Origin of the sequence: Streptomyces hamibioticus (assembly GCF_047946815.1) — a bacterium.
Lineage (GTDB): Bacteria > Actinomycetota > Actinomycetes > Streptomycetales > Streptomycetaceae > Streptomyces.
Window position 1 is genome coordinate 5,480,480 of sequence record NZ_JBKKQY010000001.1, and the last position, 24,902, is coordinate 5,505,381.

At 71.1% G+C, this 24,902-nt stretch carries 22 protein-coding genes and 1 pseudogene; 19 read left to right on the plus strand and 4 right to left on the minus strand.

What is annotated here, in order from left to right; all coding sequences use genetic code 11:
- The first annotated feature begins 68 nt into the window (after positions 1 to 68).
- The 17 genes from ACLGIH_RS24835 to ACLGIH_RS24915 are packed head-to-tail and all read left to right on the plus strand — an operon-like array spanning position 69 to position 18,624.
- Complete coding sequence (locus tag ACLGIH_RS24835; RefSeq protein WP_416527496.1) at positions 69 to 791, plus strand: Phenylacetic acid catabolic protein; 723 nt, start codon at positions 69 to 71, stop codon at positions 789 to 791.
- A gap of 17 nt (positions 792 to 808) precedes the next feature.
- Positions 809 to 1,951 carry a radical SAM protein gene (locus ACLGIH_RS24840; protein ID WP_416527497.1) on the plus strand — a complete coding sequence of 381 codons (1,143 nt, stop codon included), beginning with the start codon at positions 809 to 811 and terminating at the stop codon, positions 1,949 to 1,951.
- An 11-nt stretch (positions 1,952 to 1,962) separates the two neighbouring features.
- Positions 1,963 to 2,220 (plus strand): acyl carrier protein, encoded by a 258-nt coding sequence (locus ACLGIH_RS24845; protein ID WP_416527498.1) that lies wholly within the window; start codon positions 1,963 to 1,965, stop codon positions 2,218 to 2,220.
- The gene (locus ACLGIH_RS24850; RefSeq protein ID WP_416527499.1) at positions 2,220 to 3,044 is read left to right on the plus strand and encodes an SDR family oxidoreductase; all 825 of its coding nucleotides are present in this window, start codon (positions 2,220 to 2,222) and stop codon (positions 3,042 to 3,044) included. The genes ACLGIH_RS24845 and ACLGIH_RS24850 overlap by 1 nt, the downstream gene beginning before the upstream one ends.
- Positions 3,045 to 3,341: an acyl carrier protein gene (locus ACLGIH_RS24855; protein WP_416527500.1), complete on the plus strand. Its 297-nt coding sequence runs from the start codon at positions 3,045 to 3,047 to the stop codon at positions 3,339 to 3,341.
- 7 nt (positions 3,342 to 3,348) lie between these two features.
- Entirely contained in the window at positions 3,349 to 4,542 is a 1,194-nt protein-coding gene (locus tag ACLGIH_RS24860; protein WP_416527501.1) for a cytochrome P450, read from the plus strand.
- Positions 4,539 to 8,678: a non-ribosomal peptide synthetase gene (locus ACLGIH_RS24865; protein WP_416527502.1), complete on the plus strand. Its 4,140-nt coding sequence runs from the start codon at positions 4,539 to 4,541 to the stop codon at positions 8,676 to 8,678. Before ACLGIH_RS24860 ends, ACLGIH_RS24865 begins: the two co-directional genes overlap by 4 nt.
- Positions 8,675 to 9,949: an FAD/NAD(P)-binding protein gene (locus ACLGIH_RS24870; RefSeq protein ID WP_416527503.1), complete on the plus strand. Its 1,275-nt coding sequence runs from the start codon at positions 8,675 to 8,677 to the stop codon at positions 9,947 to 9,949. Before ACLGIH_RS24865 ends, ACLGIH_RS24870 begins: the two co-directional genes overlap by 4 nt.
- Positions 9,930 to 11,216: a trans-sulfuration enzyme family protein gene (locus tag ACLGIH_RS24875; RefSeq protein WP_416527504.1), complete on the plus strand. Its 1,287-nt coding sequence runs from the start codon at positions 9,930 to 9,932 to the stop codon at positions 11,214 to 11,216. The genes ACLGIH_RS24870 and ACLGIH_RS24875 overlap by 20 nt, the downstream gene beginning before the upstream one ends.
- 13 nt (positions 11,217 to 11,229) lie before the next feature.
- On the plus strand, positions 11,230 to 12,405 hold the full coding sequence (locus ACLGIH_RS24880) for an OsmC family protein (RefSeq protein ID WP_416527505.1): 1,176 nt from the start codon (positions 11,230 to 11,232) through the stop codon (positions 12,403 to 12,405).
- Positions 12,406 to 12,407: 2 nt separating this feature from the next.
- A complete protein-coding gene (locus tag ACLGIH_RS24885; RefSeq protein ID WP_416527506.1) occupies positions 12,408 to 13,955 on the plus strand; it encodes an AMP-binding protein in 1,548 nt (515 codons plus the stop codon).
- On the plus strand, positions 13,952 to 14,887 hold the full coding sequence (locus tag ACLGIH_RS24890) for a 3-oxoacyl-[acyl-carrier-protein] synthase III C-terminal domain-containing protein (protein WP_416527507.1): 936 nt from the start codon (positions 13,952 to 13,954) through the stop codon (positions 14,885 to 14,887). Before ACLGIH_RS24885 ends, ACLGIH_RS24890 begins: the two co-directional genes overlap by 4 nt.
- Before the next feature lie 21 nt (positions 14,888 to 14,908).
- Positions 14,909 to 15,274: a nuclear transport factor 2 family protein gene (locus ACLGIH_RS24895; RefSeq protein ID WP_416529465.1), complete on the plus strand. Its 366-nt coding sequence runs from the start codon at positions 14,909 to 14,911 to the stop codon at positions 15,272 to 15,274.
- Positions 15,271 to 16,194 carry a 3-oxoacyl-[acyl-carrier-protein] synthase III C-terminal domain-containing protein gene (locus tag ACLGIH_RS24900; protein WP_416527508.1) on the plus strand — a complete coding sequence of 308 codons (924 nt, stop codon included), beginning with the start codon at positions 15,271 to 15,273 and terminating at the stop codon, positions 16,192 to 16,194. Before ACLGIH_RS24895 ends, ACLGIH_RS24900 begins: the two co-directional genes overlap by 4 nt.
- 15 nt (positions 16,195 to 16,209) lie before the next feature.
- Complete coding sequence (locus ACLGIH_RS24905; protein WP_416527509.1) at positions 16,210 to 17,409, plus strand: cytochrome P450; 1,200 nt, start codon at positions 16,210 to 16,212, stop codon at positions 17,407 to 17,409.
- A 29-nt stretch (positions 17,410 to 17,438) separates the two neighbouring features.
- Positions 17,439 to 17,909: a hypothetical protein gene (locus ACLGIH_RS24910; protein WP_416527510.1), complete on the plus strand. Its 471-nt coding sequence runs from the start codon at positions 17,439 to 17,441 to the stop codon at positions 17,907 to 17,909.
- A gap of 22 nt (positions 17,910 to 17,931) precedes the next feature.
- Complete coding sequence (locus tag ACLGIH_RS24915; protein ID WP_416527511.1) at positions 17,932 to 18,624, plus strand: 4'-phosphopantetheinyl transferase family protein; 693 nt, start codon at positions 17,932 to 17,934, stop codon at positions 18,622 to 18,624.
- Here the strand turns inward: ACLGIH_RS24915 and ACLGIH_RS24920 are convergent.
- The 3 genes and pseudogenes from ACLGIH_RS24920 to ACLGIH_RS24930 form a co-directional block, all read right to left on the minus strand.
- Positions 18,624 to 19,192: pseudogene (locus ACLGIH_RS24920) on the minus strand (helix-turn-helix domain-containing protein); the annotation flags it as partial. The gene ACLGIH_RS24915 and the pseudogene ACLGIH_RS24920 sit on opposite strands and share 1 nt — an antisense overlap.
- Positions 19,193 to 19,250: 58 nt before the next feature.
- Positions 19,251 to 20,864 (minus strand): NAD(P)/FAD-dependent oxidoreductase, encoded by a 1,614-nt coding sequence (locus ACLGIH_RS24925; RefSeq protein WP_416527512.1) that lies wholly within the window; start codon positions 20,862 to 20,864, stop codon positions 19,251 to 19,253.
- A gap of 247 nt (positions 20,865 to 21,111) precedes the next feature.
- Positions 21,112 to 22,008: a TIGR01777 family oxidoreductase gene (locus ACLGIH_RS24930; RefSeq protein ID WP_416529466.1), complete on the minus strand. Its 897-nt coding sequence runs from the start codon at positions 22,006 to 22,008 to the stop codon at positions 21,112 to 21,114.
- Positions 22,009 to 22,104: 96 nt separating this feature from the next.
- Here ACLGIH_RS24930 and ACLGIH_RS24935 point away from each other — a divergent pair, with 96 nt between their 5' ends.
- Entirely contained in the window at positions 22,105 to 22,593 is a 489-nt protein-coding gene (locus tag ACLGIH_RS24935) for a GNAT family N-acetyltransferase (protein ID WP_416527513.1), read from the plus strand.
- 31 nt (positions 22,594 to 22,624) lie between these two features.
- Here ACLGIH_RS24935 and ACLGIH_RS24940 read toward each other — a convergent pair whose 3' ends face one another.
- Positions 22,625 to 23,809: a MarP family serine protease gene (locus tag ACLGIH_RS24940; RefSeq protein WP_416527514.1), complete on the minus strand. Its 1,185-nt coding sequence runs from the start codon at positions 23,807 to 23,809 to the stop codon at positions 22,625 to 22,627.
- 108 nt (positions 23,810 to 23,917) lie between these two features.
- On the opposite strand from ACLGIH_RS24940, the gene ACLGIH_RS24945 reads away from it, so the two are divergent.
- Positions 23,918 to 24,838: a peptidoglycan recognition protein family protein gene (locus tag ACLGIH_RS24945; protein ID WP_416527515.1), complete on the plus strand. Its 921-nt coding sequence runs from the start codon at positions 23,918 to 23,920 to the stop codon at positions 24,836 to 24,838.
- Positions 24,839 to 24,902 lie beyond the last annotated feature (64 nt).

Consider the following 24,902-nt stretch of genomic DNA (forward strand, 5'->3'; position numbering starts at 1 on the left):
GTCAGCTGAGCTAGGCATGCCTACTCGGGGGCTGGACTTACTCTGTTTTCGTATACGGGAGGGCAAGTATGGCAGTCACTGTCTTTGCTGATGAAGAAGTAGTGGTCCGCACTCCGGAAGAGTTCAAACGGATGCCGAAGGACTACCAGAAAATTCTCATCAGCCAGGTGATGATCAACACCGAAGGTGAGATCTCCGGCGGCGACGACTACGTCCAGATGTTCCTGCCGATGGCGCCGAACGCCGAGGAAATGCAGGTCTGCGCCGAGCGGGCGGCCGAGGAGTACGACCACTACAAGATCGGCAAGAAGGTGCTTGCCGACATCGGGATCGACACCTCCCACATGGAGTCCCAGACCCTCGCGGAGCGCCGGCTCTTCGCCGACGACCGGCTGCACACATGTACCACATGGGCCGAACGCGGAATCTTCTCCTATTTCGGCGAGGCAGCAGTGCTGCTGATGCTGCGGGAGTTCGCGGAAAGCAGCTACAAGCCGTGGGCCGATGCGGTCAGGACCATCATCCTCGACGAGAAGATTCATATCGCGCACGGTGCGCGGGTGTGCCGGAACCTGGTCGCGGAAGGCCGCACCGATGAGCTCCAAACGGCGCTCGACCGGCTTTGGCCGACGTTTGAGGGAGTCTTCGGCAATCCGAATTCGGAGCGCGCCAAGCTGGCCGTCCGATACCGGCTGCGGGCGACGACGAACGGTGAGGCGCTTGAGCAGTACCGCCAGGACATGGCCGAGCGAATCACGGCGCTCGGGCTGAACATGCCCTACGCCGGCTGACCCGGGAGAGGGTCGGTATGAAGACAGCGCTGAAACTGAATCCACCGCAACCCAGGCCCCCCAGTCGACGGGAAGCCAAGACCAGACTCCGCGAGCTGCTGGCCGAGCGTTCCGATCTGGCCGAGCGGCTTCAGGCTCTGCGCGAGATGGGACGGCGCGTTCGGGCCTGTGAGGTGCACCTCACCACCACGTGCAACATCCGCTGCAAGGGCTGCTGGTATTTCGAAGGCGGCTTCGACACCGCACTTCCGGAGACCAGTGATCTCGGAGTCATCAATGCGTTCGTCGACAAACTGGTCAGTGACGGAGTCACCCAGGCGACGCTGATCGGCGGCGAGCCGACTCTGGTGCAGAAGCGGATCGTGCCGTTCATCGAGAAGATCCCCTACATCACCATCTCCTCCAATGGGCTGCGCCCGCTGCCGATGGCGGGGTTCGAGAACGTAGGGGTGGCCGTCAGCTTGTTCGGGGGCGGGCCGCTGGACGACCAGTTGCGTGCCCACCGGCCGAACGGCTCCTCCTTCACTGGGCTGTTCGAGACCGCTCTCAAGCACTACCGGAACGATCCACGGGTGACGTTCGTCTTGGCACTCAACGAGGACGGGCTGGACCATGTCGAGCCGACGGTCCGCGCCATCACGGACAACGGAAATCAGGTGAGCTTCAACTTCTACAGTGCGCACGGCAGCGATCATCCGCTGCGCCTGGAGAACGAACGGCGCACGCTCGTGGAGGCGTTGCGGGTCAAGGATCTGTATCCGGACACCGTGGTCAGTCACCCCTACCTGATCGAGGCCCTGATCACCGGGCGCTCGCACTGGGGCGGCCACTTCGGATACGAGGTGTGCCCGAGTATCAGCGTCGATCTCCCCGAGCACGCCGAGCGGGTACACAACGGCAACCCCGTGCTGGACGGGTTCGCCGTGTACGGCGCCGACTTCAAGACCCTGCAGTTCTGCTGCACGTCCGGAAACTGCGGTGAGTGCCGGGACAGCCAGGGCGTCTACAGCTGGCTGCTGGTCAGCCTGAACTGGTTCCTCGACTCGGCGGAGCGGCTGGAGACCTGGCTGGAGGTCGCCGAGAGCTACTGGCGTCAGTGGTACTGGGCGCAGCGCCTCTCACCCGGCTTCGCTCGGAGCACGCGTTCCGCACAACCATAAGGAGAAACCCCATGTCCATGCCCACTGCGGTGACCGCGGAAGCCGTGCACGAGCTGATCCGTACCGAGCTCGTCGACCTCGGAATACCGGAGGAGATCATCTCCGCGGAGACGAAGTTCGACACGATGGAGATCGACTCGCTCGATGTTGCCGACCTGATGACCACGATCAAGCGGGAGTACGGAGTGGACATCCGGCGCGCAGAACTGGCCGGTGTCAGCATCGGCGAGTTGGTGGACCGCATCCTGGCCGGTCTCCCCAGCCGTTGATGCCGACCTTCGCCGACCGCAGGTACCTGATCACCGGCGTGCTCAACGACGAGTCCATCGCGTGGCACGTGGCCGCCGCGTTGCAGAAGGAAGACGCTCAGGTCGTCCTGACCTCGTTCGGCCGGGCGGCACGCATCACCCGCAAGGCCGCGGACCTGCTGCCCGTCCGGCCGGACGTACTGGAGCTGGACGTCACCGCGGACGAGGGCTTCGAGGTACTCGCCGGTGAGCTGGACCATCGGTGGGGCCGGCTGGACGGGGTGCTGCACAGTGTCGCCTATGCCCCACCGGACGCACTCGGCCGGGCGTTTCTGGCCACTGGGCCGGACAGCGCCCTGGCCGGGTTCCGCACATCGGCGTACTCGTTGCAGCAGCTGTCCGCCGCTCTCGCACCGCTGCTCGCCCGCTGCGAACACGGCGGTTCGGTCGTCGGCATGACGGTCGACTCGGCGCGGGCGCTGCCGGGCTACGACTGGATGGGCGTGTACAAGACGGCTCTAGAGGCCATCGCCCGCTACCTCGCCTGCTACCTCGGGCCATCCGCGACCCGGGTCAACCTGGTCGCGGCCGGTCCGGTCGAGTCGGTGTCCGGGCGCGGCGTGAGCACGTTCGGTGACATCGCCGACTACTACGAGCGGTGGGCACCGCTCGGCTGGGACCGCACCGACCCGAGCCGCATCGTCGGTGCGGTGCTGTTCTTGCTGTCCGACCTGGCCAGGTGGACCACCGGTCAGGTATTGCACGCCGACGGTGGCATGCACGCACTGGCCGGCGGCATCGGCTCACCACCGCCCGGCCCGGATCGACTCGAAGGTGGAATCTGAATGTCGAATGGAGATCACGTGGTGAGCCGCAGCGAGTTCGACGCGGAGTTCGCCGCATTCGTCAGCGGACTCGGCGACGGGCGGTCCATGTCCGGAGTCGGCGGTGACGAGAACCTCTTCGACGCCGGTGTGCTCGACTCGTTCTCGGTGATCAAGCTGATCGCGTTGATCGAGAACCTGGTCGGTCGGCCGATCGACTTGGAACAGGCGGCCATCGAGACCTTCGCCACCACCGACCTGATCTACGGCACCTTCGTCAGCTCCGGGTCGGCAAGCGGCGTCGGCCGGCGGAACTGACCGCACGATGAGGCACGTCGATTTTCTGTCCCCTGAGCTCGGCGACGAGCTGTGGCGGGTGTTCGCCCGATGCCGCCGGGAGCAGCCCGTGCTGTGGGTGCCGTCGGTGCGGATGTTCTGCGTGTTCCGCCACGCCGACATCAAGACCTGCCTGACGAGCCCGGACTTCGCCGTCGACTATCCGTTCCGGGTGTCACGACAGGTGTTCGGCCCGACGCTCCTCGATTTCGACGGGCCGCGCCACGCCAGGCTGCGCCGGAGGCTCGGCAGCTTGCTGGTGGGGCGGGAGGACAACGTACCGTTCGTCGGGCCGGTGGATCGATGCGTCGCCGATGTTCTGGACAAGCTGGCCGGCCTGGCCGAGTTCGACTTCGTGCCCACGGTGGCCCGGGTGCTCCCGGAATCCGTGACCGCGGCCTTCCTCGGTATTCCGCACGGGGAGCGGGACTGGGTGTTCAGCCACCTTCGCTACCTGCTCGAACACCTGGACGGCAGCAGCAAGGACTTCGCTGTCGCCGCCGAGCTACGCCACGAGGTGTGCGCCCTGGCCCGGCGCCTGCTGCGGGACCCGGACCAAGAAGATCAGACGGTGATCGGCCAGCTCGGCGCATTTGTACGGGCCGGTGAGCTGGATTTGGAGGACGCGGTCGGGATGGTGCTGCTCGTGCTCGCCGCGGGGGTGGAAACCTCGACCGGACTGATCGCCAACACCATGGTCGCGCTGTCCCGGTTCCCGCAGTGGTGCGCGAGGGGGCGCGCCGGCGACGCCGTACTCGGCCGTGTGGTGCGCGAGGTGATCCGCTGGCAGCCACCTCAGATGGACACCGTGCGCTTCGCCCGGACCGACACCCGGCTGGGGGGTGTGCCGGTGGCCGCGGGCCAGCCGCTGAAGCTACTGCTCGGCAGCGGCAACCGCGACGAGACCGTCTTCGCAGACCCGGAGAGCTTCCGGCCGGACCGGGAGGAACGGGCAAGCCTCAGCTTCGGTCATGGGCCGCACTCCTGTCTCGGCATGCACCTCGCGGTGGACGTGGCGACGCGGTTCTTCGCGGCGTTCCTGCGCCGGTTTCCCGACGCCGCGGTGGTCGGCCCGGTGCCTGATATCGGCGGATGGACCTTCCGGCAACCGGCCGCGCTGCCGATGACGCTCGGCGGACCGGCCCGGGTGGCCGTGGCCGCGAGGGAAGGTGGTCACCGATGAGCCGGGCGCCGGTGTCACGGCCCGAGAGCGTCAGGGAGCTGTTGCGCCCGCTGTGGCGTAGCGCGCTCGGCCTCGACGACAACTGGTCCGAGCAGGCCACGTTCGTCGAGCTGGGCGGGTACTCGCTGCTGGCCCTGTCGCTGGCTTCCCGGATCGGTGATGCGCTCGGGACTGAGGTGCCGCGCACGCTGATCCTGGAGCACCCGACCTTCGCCGCGGTGGTGGCCTGGCTGGAGGAGGCCGGGGACGCCGAACGCCACCCCGCGGCCGACCGGTCGGCCGACACTGCCGTGCCCGCAGCACGCCCGGGCGAGGCGTTCCCGATGTCCGCGCTGCAGCAGGCGTATCTGCTCGGCGAGACCGGTGGGTTCGACCTCACCCGGCCGGCGGTGTTCGTCGAGGACTACTGGGCCACCGAGTTCGGCCTTCCGCCGTTCACCGCGGCGATCCTCGCCCTGCTGCGCCGACACGAGATGCTGCGCACCGCGTTCTTCGCCGACGGCACCCAGCGGGTGCTGCCGCCACCGGAGCAGCCGCCCCTGGAGTACCGGGACCTGCGGGACATGGCCGACGACGAGGCCGAGGCGGCACTGCGCCAGAGCTACGCCGAAATGGCGGACCGAGTTCCGGCGGCCGGGTCCGGTACGGTGCTGTGGTTCCGGGTCTTTCGGCTGCCGGACGGCCACCGCATCCAGGCCGGCGGCCGGCTGCTGGCGTTCGATGGAGCGTCCGGCGACCTCTTCGCCGACGAACTCCGCACCTTGCTGGCCGGACAGCGGCTTCCGGAACTGCGCTACACCTACCGGGACTACCAGGTGGCGCTCGCCGGACGGCGGACCGCCCGCAGCGATACGGACAGCAGGGAGTACTGGCTTCGCCGGCTGTCCGAGCTGCCGCCGGCCCCGGAACTGCCCCGCGCGAAGGGCGAGCCGACGACGGTCGGCATGACCCGCCGCACCACGGTGCTCGAACCGCACCAGTGGCAGGCGTTCAAGGCCAGGGCCGCCGAGCACGGGATCACCGTGACGGTCGCGCTGTGCGCGGCGTTCTGCGAGATTCTGCGGCACTACAGCGCGTCACCGGACTTCACGCTCAATGTGATGTACGGGGAGCGGCAGCCGCTGCACCCGGATGTGCCGCGCGTCATCGGCAACTTCAGTGACACCCTGCTGCTGGAGTGCCGGGCCGGGCACGACACCTTCGCCGGCCGGGCCAAGTCGCTCGGCGCGCAGCTGGCCGCCGATCTGGCGCACGGGGCGTACAGCGGGGTGGACGGCATCCGGGAGCTGAACAGCCGGCGCGGCGCCAGCCGGTTCCCGGCCATGCCGGTGGTGTTCGCCAGTGTGATCGGCGGCGACAGCAAGGACGGCATCTTTCTGGAACGACTGGGCTGGCGGCGCGTCGGCGGCGCCGTCCACACCCCACAGGTCAGCTTCGACCACCAGGTCTTCGACAGCCACCATCGCCTGGTCGCCAACTGGGACACCGTCGACGAGGTGTACCCGCCCGGCCTGGTGGATGCGATGTTCACCGGCTACCGGGACCTGCTGCACGCACTGTGCACCGACCCCGACGCGTGGCAGCGCGCCTGTCTGGTCCGCGCCCCGGCCGCGCAGCTAGAGGTGCGGGCCAAGGTGAACGACACGGCCGTACCCATGGCGCCGACCACCCTGCACGAGCCGGTGTTCACCGTGGCCGAGAGCACTCCTGACGCGCCCGCGGTCCGCGCGCCCGACCGAACGGTCAGCTATGGGGAGCTGGCCGACGCGGCGTCGCGCGTGGCGCACGCGCTGCTCACAGCGGGCTGCGTGCCGGGTGACCTGGTTCTTGTGCGGGTGGGCCGGGGCTGGCGTCAGGTGGCCACGATGCTCGGTGTTCTGGCCGCCGGCGCGGCATACGTGCCGCTCGGCCCGGAGTGGCCGGACCACCGGATCCGCCAGGTGATCAACCGGGCCCGCCCCCGCTACCTGGTCACCGATGGCGCGGCTGGCCGCCCTGCAGCGGAAGACCTGCACCGTCTGGACGTCGACTCCGTGCTGGACGAACGCGCCGCTCCGGCAGGACCGGACGGGCAGGGCACACGGCTGCCCACGGTCGACCCAGAGTCGCTCGCCTACGTGATCTTCACCTCGGGTACCACCGGGGAGCCGAAGGGCGTGATGATCCGGCACCTGAGCGCCGCGAACACCATCGCCGACCTGTTGGGCCGGTTCGGCATCGGGCCGGACGACAGGGTGCTCGCGCTGTCCGAGGCCACCTTCGATCTGTCGGTGTTCGACGTCTTCGGCACGCTGGCCGCGGGTGGCACGGTGGTCGTGCCGGAGGGCACCGCGGCCCGTGACATCACCGCTCTGCACGAGCTGTGCGCCGCCGCGCAGGTCACCGTGTGGAACAGCGTTCCCGCCCACCTCAGCATGCTGCTGGACTACCGGGAGACGGCGGACCGCCGGGGCTTGCCGGGGATGCGGCTGGCCATGGTCAGCGGTGACTGGGTGCCGGTCAACCTCGGCGACCGGCTCGCCGCGAGCCTGCCCCAGGTCCGGCTGGTCGCCCTCGGCGGCGCGACCGAGGCGTCGATCTGGTCCAACTGGTATCCGGTGCCGAATCCGGTGCCGGCCGAGTGGACCAGCGTCCCTTACGGATATCCGCTGGCCAACCAGGGATTCAGGGTGCTGGACGAGTACCTGGCCGACCGTCCGGACTGGGTTCCCGGTGACCTCTGCATCACCGGCCGTGGCCTGGCCGACGGATACCTCAACGACACGGAACTGACCGAGGCGGCCTTCCTCACGCATCCGCAGGACGGCACCCGGCTCTACCGGACCGGCGACCGGGCCTGCTACTGGCCGGACGGCACGCTGCAGTTCCTGGGCCGGCGCGATGGTCAGGTGAAGGTGAACGGCATGCGGGTCGAGCTGAGCGAGGTGGACTCCGCGCTGCTCGACGAGCCCGGCGTGCGGGCCGCTGCCGCGGTCGTGCGCAGGGACGACCTCGGCAGCGGCCTCGTCGCACACGTGGTCCTCGACGAGCCCGGTGCCCGGCGTCCGCACGACCTTCTGGCCGCCCTGCGCACCCGGTTGCCCGACTACTTGGTGCCCGTCTCACTGGTGGTGCACGAGCGTCTGCCGCTGACCGCCAACGGAAAGGTGGACCGAGCGCGGCTGGCCGCACACCGGCCCGAGCCCGCAGCCGCCGCCGTGGCGCCCGCCGGCCTGGCCGAACAGACCCTGCTGGAGCTGTGGCGCGAGCTCGTCCCGGCGAGCGGGGTGACCGATGATTTCTTCGCCTGCGGAGGTCACTCGCTGTCCGCCGCCGTGCTGCTCAACAGGGTCGAGCGGAAATTCGGAGTCCGGCTGCCGCTGGTCACCCTCCACCGGCACCGCACCGTCCGGGAGCTGGCCGCGGTGCTCGGCCGACACACCGCGCCGACGGCGGTCTCGTACCTTGACGGCACCGGCGAGCCCCTGGTGCTGATCCACCCGGTCGGCGGTGACGTGCTGTGCTACCGGCCGCTCGTGCAGGAACTGGCCGCCGACCATGCGGTGTACGGGATCGCCGCCAGCATGGACGCCACCGGCGAGGACACCGTGCCGGACATGGCCAGGCGCTACCGCGCTCAGGTCAGCGCGGAGTTGCCCGGCGCACGGGTGCGGCTGGTCGGCTGGTCGTACGGCGCGGCGGTCGCCTACGAAATGGCCCGGCTCGCCGAGGGTGCCTGGCCCGTGGTGATGCTTGACCCATGGCTGCCTGGCCGGCCCGGCAGGCCCGTGGCGCAAGAGGAACTGCTGCGCGCCTTCGCCCGCGACCTGTCCGGCGGGCAGCGGGACGACCTCGACGGGATCGATCTCTCCGACAGTGCCATCGCCGGGCTGTTCGACCGGTACCGGATCAATGCCACCGCACTGTGCGGCTATCGGTTCGTCCCCGACGCGGAGCTGGCGGTCACCGTCGTCACGGCCGAGGACGGTTTCGGCGCCGGCCGGACGGACCACCTGGTGCCGCTCCGCTCCGCCGTGGACCCGGCCACGCTGCCCAGGGCACGGTGGCACACCCTCGCCGGTGACCATTTCAGCGTGGTCGAGCAGGCACGGGCGGCCGAGGTGGCCGAGCTGGTCCGCCGGGGGGTGCGACGATGATTCCCCTGGTGCAGGTGATCGGGTTCGGGCCGGCGACGCTCGGCCTGCCCTTGGCCGCCGACCGGATGGGCGGGTTGGGCCACATCGGCGCGCACGGCATGGCGTTCGTCGAGCGGGCCATCAGCCCTGCGGCCCTGCGCGCCCGCCGGTTCCCGTTTTTGATCGAGTCGAACTCGCCGGCGCGCGACTTCGTTGCCGGGGTCGACCCGGCGGGCCGTTTCGGCGCCGTGCTGGATCGCCCAGCCGGACGCAGACTGGCGGAGCAGGGCGAGCACCAGGTGCCGCTCCAGCATGTCGGGGAGTACTTGGCCGACCTGGCGGACGAGGTAACCGGCTGGCTCCGCGGCAGCGGGGGTGAGATCAGATACGGTCGTGAGGTCCGCCAGGTCCGGCGGAACGCCGACGGCACCTTCACCAGCCTGTGCACTGCGGGCCGACCGGTGCTGCGCAGCCGCACGGTCGTGCTGGCCACCGGTGCCACCGAGGACACCACGCGGCACGGGGTGACCGGCGACCGGCTGGTGGCGTCCGCACGCCTGTTGACGGGAGACCTCGACCAGGTCGAGCACGCGGTCCGGGCGGGCCGCCCGGTGGTCATCGTCGGCGGGTCGCACAGCGGGTTCGCCGCGGCCGACCTGGTGCTCACCAGATGCGGCGGCGCGGTGCGGCCGGGCCAGATCACGGTGGTGCACCGGGAGATCGCCCTGGGCTTCACCAGCGTCGCCGAACTCGCCGCTGCCGGGCCGCTCGCTCAGTCGGCACCGATGAAGCCACCCGTGGTCTGCCCGGAGACCGGTGTGGTCAACCGCTTCAACGGCCTGCGCGGTGCCGCTCGGCGGTTGTGCACAGCGGTCCTCGCCCACGCGGAGGACCGAGTCCGGCTGTGCCGGGCCGACACAGCCGCGGCACGGCAGGAGATCGCCGGGGCCGCGGTGGTGGTGCACGCCAGTGGCTACCGCGGTACCGCCCCCGAGATGGTCGAAAGCGACGGCACGCCCATTCCGCCGGCACGTGAGCACGGTCTCATCTCCGTGGACGAAGCGTGCCAGGTGCTCGGGCCGCACGGTCCGGTCGCGGGTGTGCACGGGCTGGGCATCGGTTTCGCTCGGCGCGACGAGAGCGGCGAGCGGCGCACCGGCATCAACGTGTTCCACGGCCAGGACGCCGCGGACATCGTCAGAAGCCTCCTGATACGGGCTTCGACCGTGCAACCGGCGACGACACCGCCGACGACGAGGAAGGGGCAGCAACATGGCCAAAGCCATAGGTGACACCGCGGGACCGGGGGAGGACCGGCCCTGGTCGAACAGCCTCGGGCGGGGCCGGGTGCCGGGGCCGCGGCTGCCCCAGCAGCGGGTGTTCGACGAGGTGGTGGGACCCAGCACCCAGAGCGTCCACAGCGGGACCTACATCGACCCGATGACCGGTGCGGTCGGCACGCCGATCTTCACCAGCAGCACCTTCGAGTTCAACGAGCACACCTACGGCGCGTTCGACCAGGGACACATCCGGGACGTGCCGATCTACGGCCGCTACGGTAGCCCCAACCAGTGGGTGGTGCAGGAGAAGGTCGCCGCACTCGAGAACGCGGAGAGCGGGGTGGTGTTCGCCTCCGGCATGGCAGCGATCACCACGGCGCTCCTCGCCCTGACCAACTGCGGCGGACACATCGTCACCTCCCGCGACGTCTACGGTGGCAGTTACAACCTGCTGCGCGAGGACATGTACCAGCTCGGCCGCGAGGTGACGTTCACCGACGCGACCAGCATGGACGCGATCGTCTCGGCCATCCGGCCGGAGACCCAGGTGCTGTTCTTCGAGACGCTGACCAACCCGCTGCTGAAAGCGGTACCGCTGGCCGAGCTGGGTGAGTACGCCGAGCGCAACCACCTGCTGCTGGTGGTGGACAACACCTTCCTCACCCCGTACTGCCTTCGCCCGCTCGAGCTGGGCGCGCATGTGGTGATCCACAGCGCGACCAAGTACCTGGGTGGCCACAGCGACGTTACCGCGGGCCTTGCGGTCGGCTCCCGGAAGTACATGGACCGGCTGTGGAAGCAGATGCTGAAGTTCGGCGGATCCATCGATGCCTTCCCCTGCTTCCTTCTCGAACGCGGCCTGAAGACGCTGGCGTTGCGGATGAAGGCGCACGTCGCGAACGCGGGCGCGCTGGCCGAGTTCCTCGCCGGGCACCCGAAGGTGCGTACGGTGCACCACCCGTCGCTGCCGGAGTACCCGTACCCGGCGATCCGGGAGATCTGCCGCAACGGATTCGGCGGCGTGGTCAGCTTCGAGGTCGTCGGCGGCAACGAGGCCGCCCTGAAGCTCCTCGAGCGGCTCACCATCCCCCAGGTGGCCACCAGCCTCGGCGGGGTGGAGTCGCTGGTCAGCCTGCCGTTCAACACCTCGCACAGCTTCCTCACCGAAGCACAGCGCCGCGACATCGGCATCGAACCGGGGCTGGTGCGCCTGTCGGTCGGTGTGGAGGACACCGCCGACCTGATTGCGGACATCGACCAGGCTCTCAACGGAATCTGAAGGCGGACCACCCATGCGTAACGGGCTTGACATCAGCGGCGCCTCCGAGTTGGTGCACGAGATCGGTGACAAGCCGATCGAGGCGGTGATCGACTTCAGCACCTCTGCCGTGCCGGGACTTTCCGGCGCGGAGGTGAACATCCGGACCGCCCACCACGGCACCCAGCGAATGGCCCGCTCCTTCCGGATTCCGTTCACCGAGGACAGCGCTCGGCTGCTCGGCGGCCTGTCCGCCCACGAGGCGGCGGTGGCCGCGCTCGGCGCCTGTGTACTGATCACCCACGTGCACGGCTACTCCGCCCGCGGAGTCACCATCACCTCGCTACGGGTGACGGTGACGGCCGCGGTGGAAGTGGACGCGCACGGCCGGTGGGTCGGCGGTGAGACCGCCCTGCACGACGTGCGCTACCTCATCGAGGCGGACTGCGACGGCTTGGCGGACAGCGTGAGTGAGGTCAGCCGGTTCGTCACCTGTTTCAGCCCCAACCACAGGGCGTTCCTGGATGAGGGAAGCTACCGGCTGGCCGCGGTGGCAGTCCGCCCTGACGGCACGCCGGACGCGGTCGAGCTCGATCAGGCCGCCCCCGCGCGGGCCGGCGCCGACGGCACCCGGCTGGATCTGACCGCCGAGCTGACCTGGGAGTACGGCGTCCAGGCCACCGCTACGACCACGTTTGCCCCGGGTGGGGAACTGCGCCGCGACCGACCGGCGCTGGTGGTGGACCAGTCCAAGCAGATGCTCGGCCTCGACCGTGGCCCCAACCCGCAGGAGCTGCTGCTTGCCGCGATCTCCGCTGATCTCACGCATCAGGTGCGCGCTTCGGCCGCCGAGCGCGGCATCGCCCTGGACGGGATCCAAGTCGAGTCGTCCGGGCGGCTGGACATCCGCGGCATGCTCAACGTGTCGCCCGACATCCCGGCCAGGTTCCACAACCTCCGGTTCCTGGTACGAGCCGACACCGAGGCGGCACCGGCCCAGCTGGCCGACCTGGTGCAGCAGGCAGCGGCCCGCAACCTCACGCTGGCCACGCTGCTGCGTGCCAACTCCGTGCAGGTGGAGCTGCGCTCGCCCGCGGGGCCGCCGACCCGCTTCACCAGCAACGCCGACCAGGTCGCCGACTTTCTCGCCGAACTGGCCCGGAAGCAGGCGGCGATGGCGGTCAACAACGCGCTGAGCGGTCGGCGTTGACCATGCCCCAGACCAGACGGCCGCGGCTGTTCCACACCTACCTGCTCGGCCGCGCCGCCGAGCGGGGGCAGGCGCCGGCGGTCGGGTCGGCCCGGCTCACGCTGAGCTACGCCGACTTGGCCGGGCTCACCGAGGAGTACGCCACCGCGCTGGACGAACACGGCCTCAGGGCCGGCGAGGTAGTGGTTCTGGAGCTGTCACCACGGCCGGAGGCCGTCGCGCTGATGACGGCCGCCGCCAGCCGTGCGGTGATCTTCGTGAACATGAGCCCCGAGCTGCCCGTGGCACGCAAGACACACCTGCTGCACCGGGTGAATGCCGCTGCCCACATCAGCGCGACCGGGCCGGAGGGCAGTCCCTGTGCGGTGACCGGCTCCATCGGTGAGGACAGCCGCCTGACGCTGACCGGCGCCATCCGCCCACGGACCGCGCCACGGCCACCGGCGGAAGACGACCTCGCGTACATCGTGTTCACCTCCGGCTCCACCGGGAGGCCGAAGGGCATCATGATGTCGCACCGGGCCGTGGTGTCGTTCTGGCTCGGGTTCTCCGGGTTCGGCGTCGCGCCGGGAGTCCGGCTGGGCAGCATGTCGCCGCTGCAGTTCGACTTCTCCCTTCTCGACCTCGGCATGGCGTTCGGCGCGGGCGGCACCCTGGTGCAGCTGTCCAGCCTGCTGGCCCAGCAGCCGGACGGCTTCGTCCGGGCCCTCCAACGCCACCAAGTGGCGCAGATGAACGGAGTCCCCGCCATCTGGCGTGCCGTGCTGGCCGATGAGCACCTGGCCGGGCTGGCCGACACTCCGCTGGACACCGTGCTGTACGCCGGCGAGGGTTTTCCGGTCGGTGAGCTGCGTGCACTGCGAGCGGCCAAGCCGGGACTGCGGCTCGTGAACGGATTCGGCCACTCCGAGTCGATCGCGTGCGCCTACAACGTGCTCGGTGACGTGCTCGCCGACCGGCACGGACGGGTTCCGTTCGGTGAGCGGGCCATCGACGGAATGCGCATGTACCTGGTGGACGAGGAGGGCCGGGTAATCAGCGAGCCCGGCCGGGTCGGCGAGATATATGTCGAGGGCGACGCGCTGTTCAGCGGCTACTGGCAGGACACGGTGGCCACCGCGGCAGCGCTGGTGCCCAGCCCGCTGTCCGGACCGGGCGTGCTCGCGTTCCGTTCCCGCGACCTCGGGTACACCGATGAGACCGGGCAGCACTACTTCCACTCCAGGATGGACACCCAGATCAAGCTGCTCGGCCACCGCATCGAGCTGGAGGAGATCGACCTGCACCTCCAGGCCCACCCCGCGGTGGCGGCCGCCGCCACCGTGCTCGATGCCTCCGGTGCGGAACCGCGGCTGGTCGCGTTCGTCCTTCCCGCACCCGGCCGGGAGGGGGACACCGACAGGCTGGAGCCCGAGCTGCGGCGGCACTGCGCGGGGACGCTTCCGAGGTACATGGTTCCCACGCGGTTCAAGCTCCTCGCGCACCTGCCGACCACAGTGAACGGCAAGATCGACCGTGCCGCGCTGCTGACCCGGGAGCGGGTCGGATGAGTGCGGCTCCGGTTGTGCTGAGCGGGGTGAGCTACCGGCACGGCCAGTGGCGGGACCTCGCCGGCCTGACGGAGCTGGGGCTTGCCACCCTGGCGGACCTCGCCACGCTGAGCCAGGGCGGACTGACCCGGTACTCGGTCCTGGACAGACCTGTGCGCGAGTACTTCGCCGCCTGCTCCTCCGACTCACTGCACACCGCCGGTGTCGAACCGTCCGCCGTGGATGCCGTGCTGTTCTTCTCCTCCACCTTCTCCAGCTACGAGGACCACGACGACCTGGTCGGTCTCTGCCGCGAGCTGGGCATGGGGAGGGCGCTGCCGGTGGGACTGTTCCAGGCCCAGTGCAGCAACTTCTCGTACGCCCTGATGATCGCCACCTCGCTGATCCGCTGTCAGGGCATGAGCACCGTACTCCTGCTCGGAGCGGACGCTCTGGACGAGCGTCGCGCCGGCCGGCTGCTGCCTGCCGCCGCGTCGGTGTTCAGCGACACCGTCCTGAGCTGCGTGGTCAGCACCCAGGCGGAGGGCGGATACACGGTCGACCACGTCGGTCACCTGGTCGAGCCGGAACTGTCCGCGCTCGATCCCATGAAGCACACGCTGCGGTTCATGGACCTGTTCGCGGCCCGGCTGGAGCGGCTGTGCACCGACACCTACGCGAGTACCGGGCTGCGGCCGGAGAGCTTCGGTCACTTGGTGCTGGCGAACCTGACCCTGCCTGTGCTGCGGAACTACGCGGCGGTCGCCGGTATCCCGTTCGCGCGGGTGCCCACGGACAACATCGCCCGCTTCGGGCACTGCTTCGCATACGACCAGCTGATCACGCTGGCGACGCTGGCCGAGAGCAAGGAGATCGCCCCGGGTGAACTGGCCCTCGTGCTCGGCATCGGTGCGAACCACCTGTTCAGCTCAACCGTCCTGCGCAAGCTGTGACGGGGATTGGAGAACGTGACGATGCCGTGGACCAACCAGGATGCGGTGACTTTCGCCGAACACCACATCGAGGTGTGGAACAAGCACGACCTGGAGGAGATCCTCCAGTTGTACACCGAGGACGTCGAGCTGGTGTCCCCGTTCGCCGGGCAGGTGGTCGGCGGCGACGTGGTGCGTGGCCGGGAGGGCCTGCGCGAGTACTTCGGCACCGCGCTGGCCAGGAACCCCGACCTTCGGTTTGAGATCGTCGATGTGCTGCGCTGCGTGGACAGCGTCACGATCTACATGCGCAGCGTCGGCGGCCGCATGGTGGCCGAGGTGCTGTTCGTCAACGACGAGGGACTGATCAGCAAGGTACTGGCGCACTACACCTGTTCTGCGCCGTGACCCCGGTCATGCTCTCCGAGCCCGCCTACGCGGTCGGTGAGCTGGTGCCTGTCCAGCAGGTGGCCGGCCGCGGCGCGCTGGCCGAGCGGTTGCGCGCGTACGGCTTCGGCACCTGCTCGGTCGCCGACCGGCCGCCGTCCGAACTGGCCGCGGACGCGGTGGCCGAGCTGCTGCTCCGCCGCGGCCTCACCGGCGGCGAGGTGGACGCGGTGGTGTACGGCACGTGCAGCCATCGCAGCGAACCGGCTGGTGGCACGGGCGTGCGGGGCATGCTGGACCGGCTCGGGCTGGCCGGTGCCCGGCTGTACGGAGTGTGGCTGGGGGAGTCGGGAAACCTGGCCGGTGCCTTCCGCCTGGCACGAGCGCTGCTGACGTCCACGGGTATGCGGACCGTGCTCGTGGTGGTGGCTGACGCGGTGCCGAAGCGGCCGGGGGAGTACCGGGCGATGCCGAACGCGGTCACCGTCAACGGCGACGGGGCGGCCGCGTGCCTGCTGTCCACGGTGCATCGCGGACCGTTCACGATGGAGGGCATCGGGCACTGCGCGGTCCCGGCGATGTCCGCCGCCGGACGCGGCTCGGGCCTGCGTGAGTACCTTGAATTCATGACCGGGGTGCGCAGCTCGCTCACCGCGCTCTACCGGACGTCCGGCACCGAGCCGAGTTCCTACCAGTGGCTGGTGGCCAACAACTACAGCACGTCGAACCTGGGCGACTTCGCCGACTTGGCAGGGATTCCGCACGACAGGATGTTCCGCGGCACGGCACCCCGGCACGGCCACGTGTTCACCGCGGACGGCCTGATCAATCTGGCCGCCCTCACCGATTCGGCAAGGGTCGTCGCCGGTGACCGGGTGCTGGTGCTGTCCACCGGCCCGTTCAGCTGGGGCGCCATCGGCCTGCAGCGAAGCGTGAACTGACGAAGGGCAAGAGGTATGCAGATCACCGAGGATTTCATGCGCGACCCGTACCCGGTCTACGCCGGTATGCGGACATCGGCGCCCATCCATTTCTCCGACGTGAACTCCGGGCGGACCTGGTTCATACCGCGCTACGACGACGTGATCAACGTGCTGCGTGACGACAGGTTCTCCGCGGCACTGAAGGCGCCTGGCTTCATCAACCAGTTCCCGCAGGAACACCGTGCCGAGTTCCAGCCCTTCAACCAGTCGGTCGCGGGCTGGGTGGTGCTTCAGGATCCGCCGGCACACCGGCAGTTGCGTCAGCTCATGAACAAGGGCTTCACCCGGCACCTGGTGGCCACACTGCGTCCGAGGGTTACCGAGATCGCCACCGGCCTGATCGACGAGATGGCCCAGCGGCGGTCGGGGGATTTCATGACCGACTTCGCTCAGCCGTTTCCGGCTGCGGTGATCGCCACGATGTTCGGCGTGCCGGCGACCGACCTGAGCGCATTCATCTCCTGGTCGGACGACATCGTGCTGTTCGCCGGCTCGTTGCGGCCGACACTGGAAGTGGCCAGGGCCGCCCAGCACGGACTGTTGTCGATGACCGAGTTCTTCCGCGAGCTGCTGCCGGAACGGCGGGCCGATCCCGGCGATGACGTGATCAGTCTGCTGGTCAGCGTCCGGGAGAACGGCGAGCAGCTGACGGACGAACAGGTACTGGCCAACTGCGCCCAACTGATCGTGGCCGGACACGAGACGACCAGGAACCTGGTGGCCAATGGGCTGTGGACACTGCTCAACCATCCGGACCAGTTGGAAAAGCTGAAGGCCGACCCGAGCCTCATGACCAGCGCCATCCGGGAGATGATGCGGTTCGAGAGCCCTTTGCAGTTCATCCGCAGGGTGGCCCGCGAGGACTTCGAATACCTGGGCGCGGAGATCAAGGCCCATGACGGCGTGGTGACGATCCTGGGCTCGGCCAATCGCGACCCCGAGGTCTTCGCCGACCCTGACCGGTTCGACATCACCCGCAATCCGATCGGCCATGTCGCGCTCGGTTACGGTCCCCATGTATGCCTTGGTGCGGCGCTGGCCGAGATGGAGACCGAGGTGGCGCTCAGCCTGCTTCTGAACCGGTTCCCCGCCCTCAGGGCGGCGGACGCCGAGCCGAAGCGGGTGATGAACCCGATGCTGCGCGGGTTCGCCGAGCTGCGCCTGGCCTGGTGACAGTCGTACGGACAGGCGCGACGGTCACGGTGACCGCTGCGCCGGACGCCGATCCGATCGCCCTGGCAGGCACGGCGGTGCGCAGGCTGCTCAGCACGGCGCCACTGGTTCCGGCCAGGGTTCCGCTGCTCGTGTTGGCCTGTGTTGACCCGGCCGACTGGCCGGGCTCCGCCGATTCCGCTCTGCTCGACGGCGAGTTCGCGGCCGACGTGGTGCGTAGGGTGCTCATGGCCAACGGCCTGGTCGCCGCGGTTCCGTTCGGAGTGTCGCTGGACCCCGATCGTGCCGAGCACCTGGCCGGTGAGTCCGCGGCCGCGATCATGGCGGCCGAGGACCTGGACTGCGCGGTGGCGGTGGCGACGTTCGTCCGCCACGGGAATTCGATCGCCACCGCCACCGCGCTGCACCCGGCTGCTCCCGACGAACTCGCCGACCGGGAAGAGGCGGGCAGCTGTCCTGACCGGCGATTGGGCAGCCCTGCGGTTGCCCGCAGAAGATGAGCGTTGGATGGGACGGGGAGCGATGTCTGACATGGTCGGCCCGTTGGCTGTGGTGGCAAGCACTGACGAGGTGCTGCGGCATCCGCGGGCGGGGCTGCACCTGCTGAACGAGGGCGAGCGGGTGCGGCTTGCGCGATTTCACCGGGAAGGAGCGCGTCGGGACTTCATCGCTGCGCACGTTCTGGTCCGGCTTTGCGCCGGGCGGTTGCTCGGCGTCGACCCGGCGGGGGTGGCCTTCGCTCAGCACTGCCCGGAGTGCAGCGAGAGCGACCATGGCCGGCCGCTGCTCACTGACCGGCCAGACGTGCACCTGAGCCTCTCGCACGCTGACGGCGTGGTGGCCGCTGCCGCTGGTTACGTCCCGGTGGGCATCGACGTGGAGCGCCGTGCGCAGCGCCGTGCGCAGGGCCGCCGCGCCAATGTCATGCGTCACGTGCTCACTGCTGCCGAGCTCGACCTGGTGGCTGCGCATTCGGACCCGGACTACGCCTTCCTCCGCCAGTGGGTCCGCAAGGAGGCATTGATCAAGCTAGGCCGGACGGCCATGGACTCACTCGGAGTACTCGACCTCTCGGCACTTCCGCTGGACGCGGACCGGACACCGCTGCGCTTCGAGAACCTCTTTGTCATGGACTTGATGGACTATCGCCGGGACGCCGTGGTCACCGCGGTGAGCGCCGAACCGGCTCGTCTGCGTATGTCAGCTTTCGCTTGATGGTCGGGGTCGGCCAGGGTGAACTGCCGCAGCGGGCCGAAGTGCGCCTCGATCGCGTCGGCCAGGGACACATACGTCGGGGTGAAGCACAGCCCGGCCCCGTGTTTCTTCGCCCCAGCGGCGGATGTCCGCGCCGGTGTGGGAGAAGAGGTCGTCCAGGACCCCGTAGACCGGGACGCCGTCGAACCGGGCGACGCGGACCGACTTCAGTGCGGCCAGGGTGTTGCCCGGAAGGCCCCTGCGCCGGGGCAGGCGCCGTGCGGCTTCCCGGCCGATGCGTGCGCCGCGTCCGTGCGCGCGGCGCAGGCAGGCGGTGAGTTCACGGATCGACCAGCGGGCGAAGGACCTGCCGAGCTGGGTCGGGCGGGTAGTGGCCGTCTGGACGGCGAAGTCCTCGTCGTCGGTGCTGAGCGGGCGGGAAGGCCTCCCGCCCATCGAGGGCCCAGGCAGGCCAGGCCGATCGCGTGGAACCGGTGGATCACCTCCGCACCGTGTCCTTGCCGACCCGGACCAGCTGGGCGATCACCGGGACCCGGTTGCCGCCGGCCGAAGCGAGCAGCATCACCGCCGACGGCAGCGTATCCAACCGCCCCGGCCGCCAACCCGGCCGACGATCCCGGTAATTACTAGGCCGCCCGGGCCGTCGGCAGGGGATCGGCCGTGTGCATCGGGCGGCCCGCGCCCAGGTCCGCCAGCACCGCCGCCGCCGCGCGGTGGCCCGAGTGCAGGGCGCCCTGGACGGTGCTGGTGTCGCGGTGGTCGCCGCACACGTACAGGCCCGCCAGCAGCCGCACCGGCCGGCGCAGGTCGTGCGGCGGGCGCATGACCGGTACCGCGGCGGCCGTGTGGTGCACCGTCAGGGTTTCCCAGCGGGTCGTCGAGACGCCGTACAGGCGCGACAGATGGCCGCGTACGGCGGTGTCGACGTCGGGCGGAGGAGGGCCGAGGACCGTCGAGGACACCAGCGCCCGGCCGGCCGGCGCGCGGGACGGGTCGACCTCGCTGACCACCGTCGTGTGGGCGACCGGGCCGCTGCGGTCGGCGTCGAGCAGCAGGGCCGTGCCGGTGGCCGGGGGGTCGTCCGTCGTGTGGTGGACCACGGTCACCGGGTGGAAGTCCGGCACCCGCAGGCCGGGCAGCAGTTCCCCGGCGGCCCGGGCGTCGGTGGCCAGCAGCACGGCGCGGCAGCTGAAGACGCCGTGCTCGGCCGTGGTCACCGCGTTGGTCGCCACCGAGGTGACCCGTACGCCGGTGTGCACGGTGCCCGGCGGCAGGGCGCCCGCCAGCAGCTCGGGAACGGTGTCGGCGCCGCCCTCCGGCAGGCACAGCCGCCCGCTCGCGTAGGCGTGCAGGGCGAGGTCGGCACACCGGCTGGAGGTGGTGAGGCCGGGGTCGCACAGCAGGGTCGCGAGCAGCGGACGCAGAAAGCCGTCGACGGTGCGGGCGGGCAGGCCGCGGGCCGCGAGGGCCTGGGCGGCGGGCAGCTCCGGGCGGGCCAGCAGCCGCTCGACCGGCGTTGCGGCGAGCCGGGCCAGGGCGGCGCCGAGACGGGCCTGGTCGACGGCCGTGCCGAGCGGGGCGCCCGTCCGGTTCCGGTGGACGGCCCCCGCACTCGCGGGCGCATCGGGCAGCGGCCCGCGCAGCCGGCGGGGGGCCGTCACGAGGCGCCCGGAGACCGGGCCGAGCCGCCCGGAGACGGAGGCCAGCCGCGCGGGGACCGTGCCGAGGCGGGCGGGGACCGAACCGAGCCGTCCCGGGACCGGCCCGGAATCCCCGGCAGCCGCTCCCGTCCGCCGGCCGGGTGCCGGTGCCCTTCGGCTCACCGGTGCCCCGGGACCGTCCGGCGCCGCCACCGGGGGCGCCGGGACCGAGCGGGGGGCGCTTGCCAGGGCGCGCACAGCGTCGAGTGCGCCCCTTGCGCCCCCGCCACCCGCCGGGGCGCCCGCGTGGTGATGGCGTCCGTCGCTGTACAGCAGCACCCCGGGCGCGAAGGGCCGCAGCACGAGGCCGGTCAGCCCTGGGGTGAGCCGCAGCTCGGGACATGCCGTGGACAGCAACTGCCCGACTCTGTCGAGCCGGAAGCCGTCGACCTTCTCCGTCGCCATGCGGCCGCCCACGCCGTGGGCGGCCTCCAGGACCACGGTCGACACTCCTGCGCTGATCAGCCGATGCGCCGCGGCGAGTCCGGCGATCCCGGCTCCCACGACGACGACGTCCGCCTGGTACGCGGGCTCAAGCACGTGCCCCTCCTCGAGGTTGCGCGGCCGCTGGAGACGTCATGCCCCCAACAGGCTCCCGGGATACCCGAGTTCGGCACGAGGTTAGGTGCGTCGGCGGTCAGGCGAAGTCGCGCACGGACAGGGCACGGTCGCACGGCGGTCGCATATGTCTCGACTCCGGCTCGATTCCGGCTGTTTCCAGCTCGAATTCGGACGGAGACCGATCACACTGTGTCCGTGCCCGCGGCACCCCGGGCGCCCGCACCGGTCACAGCGCCGCCCGGATCGCGTCGTCGATCTCCGGAAAGGCGAACCGGAACCCCGACTCCAGCAGCCGCGCCGGCCGCACCCGCGCGCTGCCCAGCACCTCCCCGGCCAACTCCCCGAGCACCGCCCGCAGCAGGGGCGCGGGCACCGGGAACGGCGTCGGACGGTGCAGGACGCGCCCCATCGCCGCGGTGATCTCACGGTTCGTCAGCGGCTGCGGGGCGGTCAGGTTGAACGGGCCGGACAGGTCCTCCCGGTCCAGGAGATGCCGGAGCGCGGCCACCACGTCGGGCAGCGCGACGAACGACCAGTACTGCCGTCCGTCGCCCAGCCGCCCGCCGAGCCCCGCCCGGAAGAGCGGGAACAGCCGCCCCCAGGCACCGCCCCGGCGGGCGACGACCAGTCCCGTCCGGGGGAACACCGTCCGGACGCCCGCCTCCCGGGCGGGCGCCGCCGCGGCCTCCCACTCCACGCACAGCGAGGGCAGGAAGCCCTGGCCCGCGGGCGCGCTCTCGTCGACGGACCGGGAGCCGGTCTCGCCGTAGTAACCGATCGCGCTGCCGTTCACGAAGACCCGCGGACGCCGGTCCAGCGCGGCGATCGCCCCGGCGAGCGCCGCCGTGCCGTGCACCCGGCTGCGGCGGAGCCGGGCCTTGTGCGCCGGGGTCCAGCGCCGGTCGCCGATCCCGGCCCCCGCCAGATTGACCACGGCGTCGCACCCGGCGAGCCCGGCCGGGTCCACCTGCCCGTGCTCGGGGTCCCACCGGACCTCACCCGGCGCCCGGGGCGCGCGGCGCACCAGCCGCACCACCTCCACCCCGTCGGCGGTCAGGGACCGCACCAGGGCGCTGCCGATCAGACCGGACGCGCCGGCCACCGCCACGCGGGAAGCTGCCATGCGGGAAGCTGCCATGCGCCCATACTGCCCCGTGCGGCCGGAAACCCGGGCCCGCCCCGCCCGGGCCCGCCCCGCCCGGGCCGTACAGTGATCGCCATGTCCGTTCCGCACATACGCCGGGCCAGGCCCGAGGACGAGGAACCGCTGCGCCAGCTGGACCGGGAGACCTGGTCGTACCTGCACGCGGTCACGCCCCGGCCGGGAGCGGACGAGCCCTTCTTCCGCGAGCGCTGCGGCCCCGGGGACCACCTGGTCGCCGAACTCGACGGCCATGCCGTCGGCTACGTCCGCCTCGGCTTCCCCACGGAACTGCCCGCCAACGCCCACGTCCGGCGGATCAACGGCCTGGCCGTCGCCGACGCGGCCCGCGGCCGGGGCGTCGGCCGGGCCCTGCTCCGGACCGCCGTCGAGGACGCGCGCCGGTCGGGCGCCCGCCGCATCACCCTGCGGGTGCTCGGCCACAACACCGCCGCCCGGCGGCTGTACGAGTCCGAGGGCTTCGTCGTGGAGGGCGTGCAGCCGGGGGAGTTCTGCCTCGACGGCACCTACGTCGACGACGTGCTCATGGGCCGGTCCCTGCGCTGACGCCGGGGGCCCGGGAGTCCGGCGACCGGCCCTAGGACGCCACCGGCGCGCCCGTGTCCACCGCCGCCGTCGCGTCCGCCGCGCGGCGCGCGTCGTCGGCGACCTCCGCGGCCGTCAGGGCGTACCCGGTGCCGGGGTCGGAGGTGGAGCGGGCGAAGACCACGCCGTACACCCGCCCGTCGGTGGTCAGCAGCGGACCGCCGGAGTTGCCCGGGCGGACCGTGGAGCGAATCGTGTAGATCTCCCGGGTGACCGTCTCGTCGCTGTAGATGTTCTGGCCCGTGGCGCGCAGCCGGCTCCCGACCGTGGCCGCCCGCAGATCCAGGTCGCCGTTGCGCGGATAGCCGGCGACCACCGCCGGGTCACCGCGCTCCGCGCCGTCGTCGAACCGCAGCACCGGCGCCCGCAGATCCGGCACGTACAGCACGGCCACGTCCTTGCCCGGGTCGAAGAGCACCACCCGCGCCTCGTACGCCGGACCGACACCGCCCACCCGCACGGTCGGATCGTCGATGCCGGCCACCACGTGCGCGTTGGTCATCACCCGCTCCCGCGCGTACACGAACCCGCTGCCCTCGCGGCCCTGGGCGCCCGCTGCGCCCTCGACCTTGACCGTGCTCAGCTTGGCGGCGTCGGTGGCCGCCGCCGTGACGTTGTCGCCGGACGGCTCCGGGACGCGGGCCGTCGACTCGCTCTCGAACGGGTTGAACACCTGCGGGAACCCTGCCTCGGTCAGCGCCGAGGTGGCCCGCGAGAACCACGCGGGCGTGGTGTCCGGCATCGTCCGCTGCACCGCGCCCAGCAGTGCCGATTCCCGGATCGCCGAGGTGAGCAGCGGGGACGAGGACGCCGCCAGGACGCTCGCCGCCACCCAGGCCACGATCACCACGGCCACGGAGTTGGCCGCCGCCCCGCCGGCCCCGTCGGCCACCCTGAGCGGCCCGCGGTCCAGCTCCCGGCGCAGCCGCAGCGCCGGCCGCCCCGCCAGCTCGTGGCCCACCGCCGCCGGTACGAGCACCGTCAGCACCGCGGTCACCGTCGCGGCCGTGCCTCTCGGCGCCACCGCGTCCATCACCCACGGCAGGATCCACACGCCGACGACCGCGCCGCCCACGAAACCGGCCAGCGAGACGCAGCCGGCCACCAGTCCGCGCCGGTAGCCGGACGCGGCGAACGCCACGATCACCAGCAACAGCAGGATGTCGAGCAAGCCCACGCGAGCCGCCTTTCTCTCGGACACCTCCGGACCGAACCCCGTAGCCGAATGCGCGCGGGACGGCTCCGGTGATCATCCCCGTGCGCACCGGCGGCCGGGGAGCCGGCCATGCGCGCCGGTAACGGGAAAACGCCGCGGACCGGGACGATGGTTCCACCGGGTGGCACAGCGCACATCGCGGGCGGCCCGTTTCCGGCGGACAGTGACTCCATGCGTGTTGTGCGAAGGCCGCCCGGTACACGCGGACGCCGTGCGGCGCGTGTACCGGGTCCGGCCCTGGTGCTGCTCGGCTGTCTGCCCGGCCTCGCCGCCGTGCTCGCCCTGGCGCTGTGCGCGAACGGGGTGGAACGGACCGTCGCGGCCCAGGCCCGGGCCGCGGCCCGCTCCGCCGCCGCGCACACCGCCCCCAGGCCGCCCATCGTGCCGAGGTCGGCCTGGCTGGGCGACGCCGCCCGCGATCAGCCGCCCCCGCGCTACGACGACACGGTGGTCGCCGTCTTCGTCCACCACACCGACACCCCCAACGGGTACGACTGCGCCGACGCGCCCCGCATCATCCGGGACCTGTACACCGGCCAGACCGGCGTCCGGGACTGGGACGACCTCGGCTACAACTTCGTCGTCGACCGCTGCGGCACCATCTACGAGGGCCGCGCCGGCGGCGTCGACCGCGCCGTGACCGGCGCCCACACCCAGGGCTTCAATCACCGCACCAGCGGCGTCGCCGCCCTGGGCACCTTCACCGCCGGCGTCCCCGTGCCACGGGCCCTGACCGACGCGATCGCCGCCCTGGCCGCCTGGAAGCTGGGCCCGGCCGGCACCGACCCGCGGGGGACCGTCCGCCTGGTCTCCAGCAACGGCCTGAGCCGGTACGCCGCCGGGGCCACCGCCACCCTCCCGGCCGTCGCCGGCCACGCGGACGGCTACCAGACCAGCTGCCCGGGCGCCGCCCTCAGCGCCCGGCTGCCGGAGATCCGTGAGCGAGCGGCCCTGCTCCAGAACCGCTCCCATCAGGCGGACACCACCTAGCTAGGGGGCCTGCCCGAGGGGCCTGTGCCAGGCCGGGGCCGATCCGTCGGGCGGGCGGTGGGGC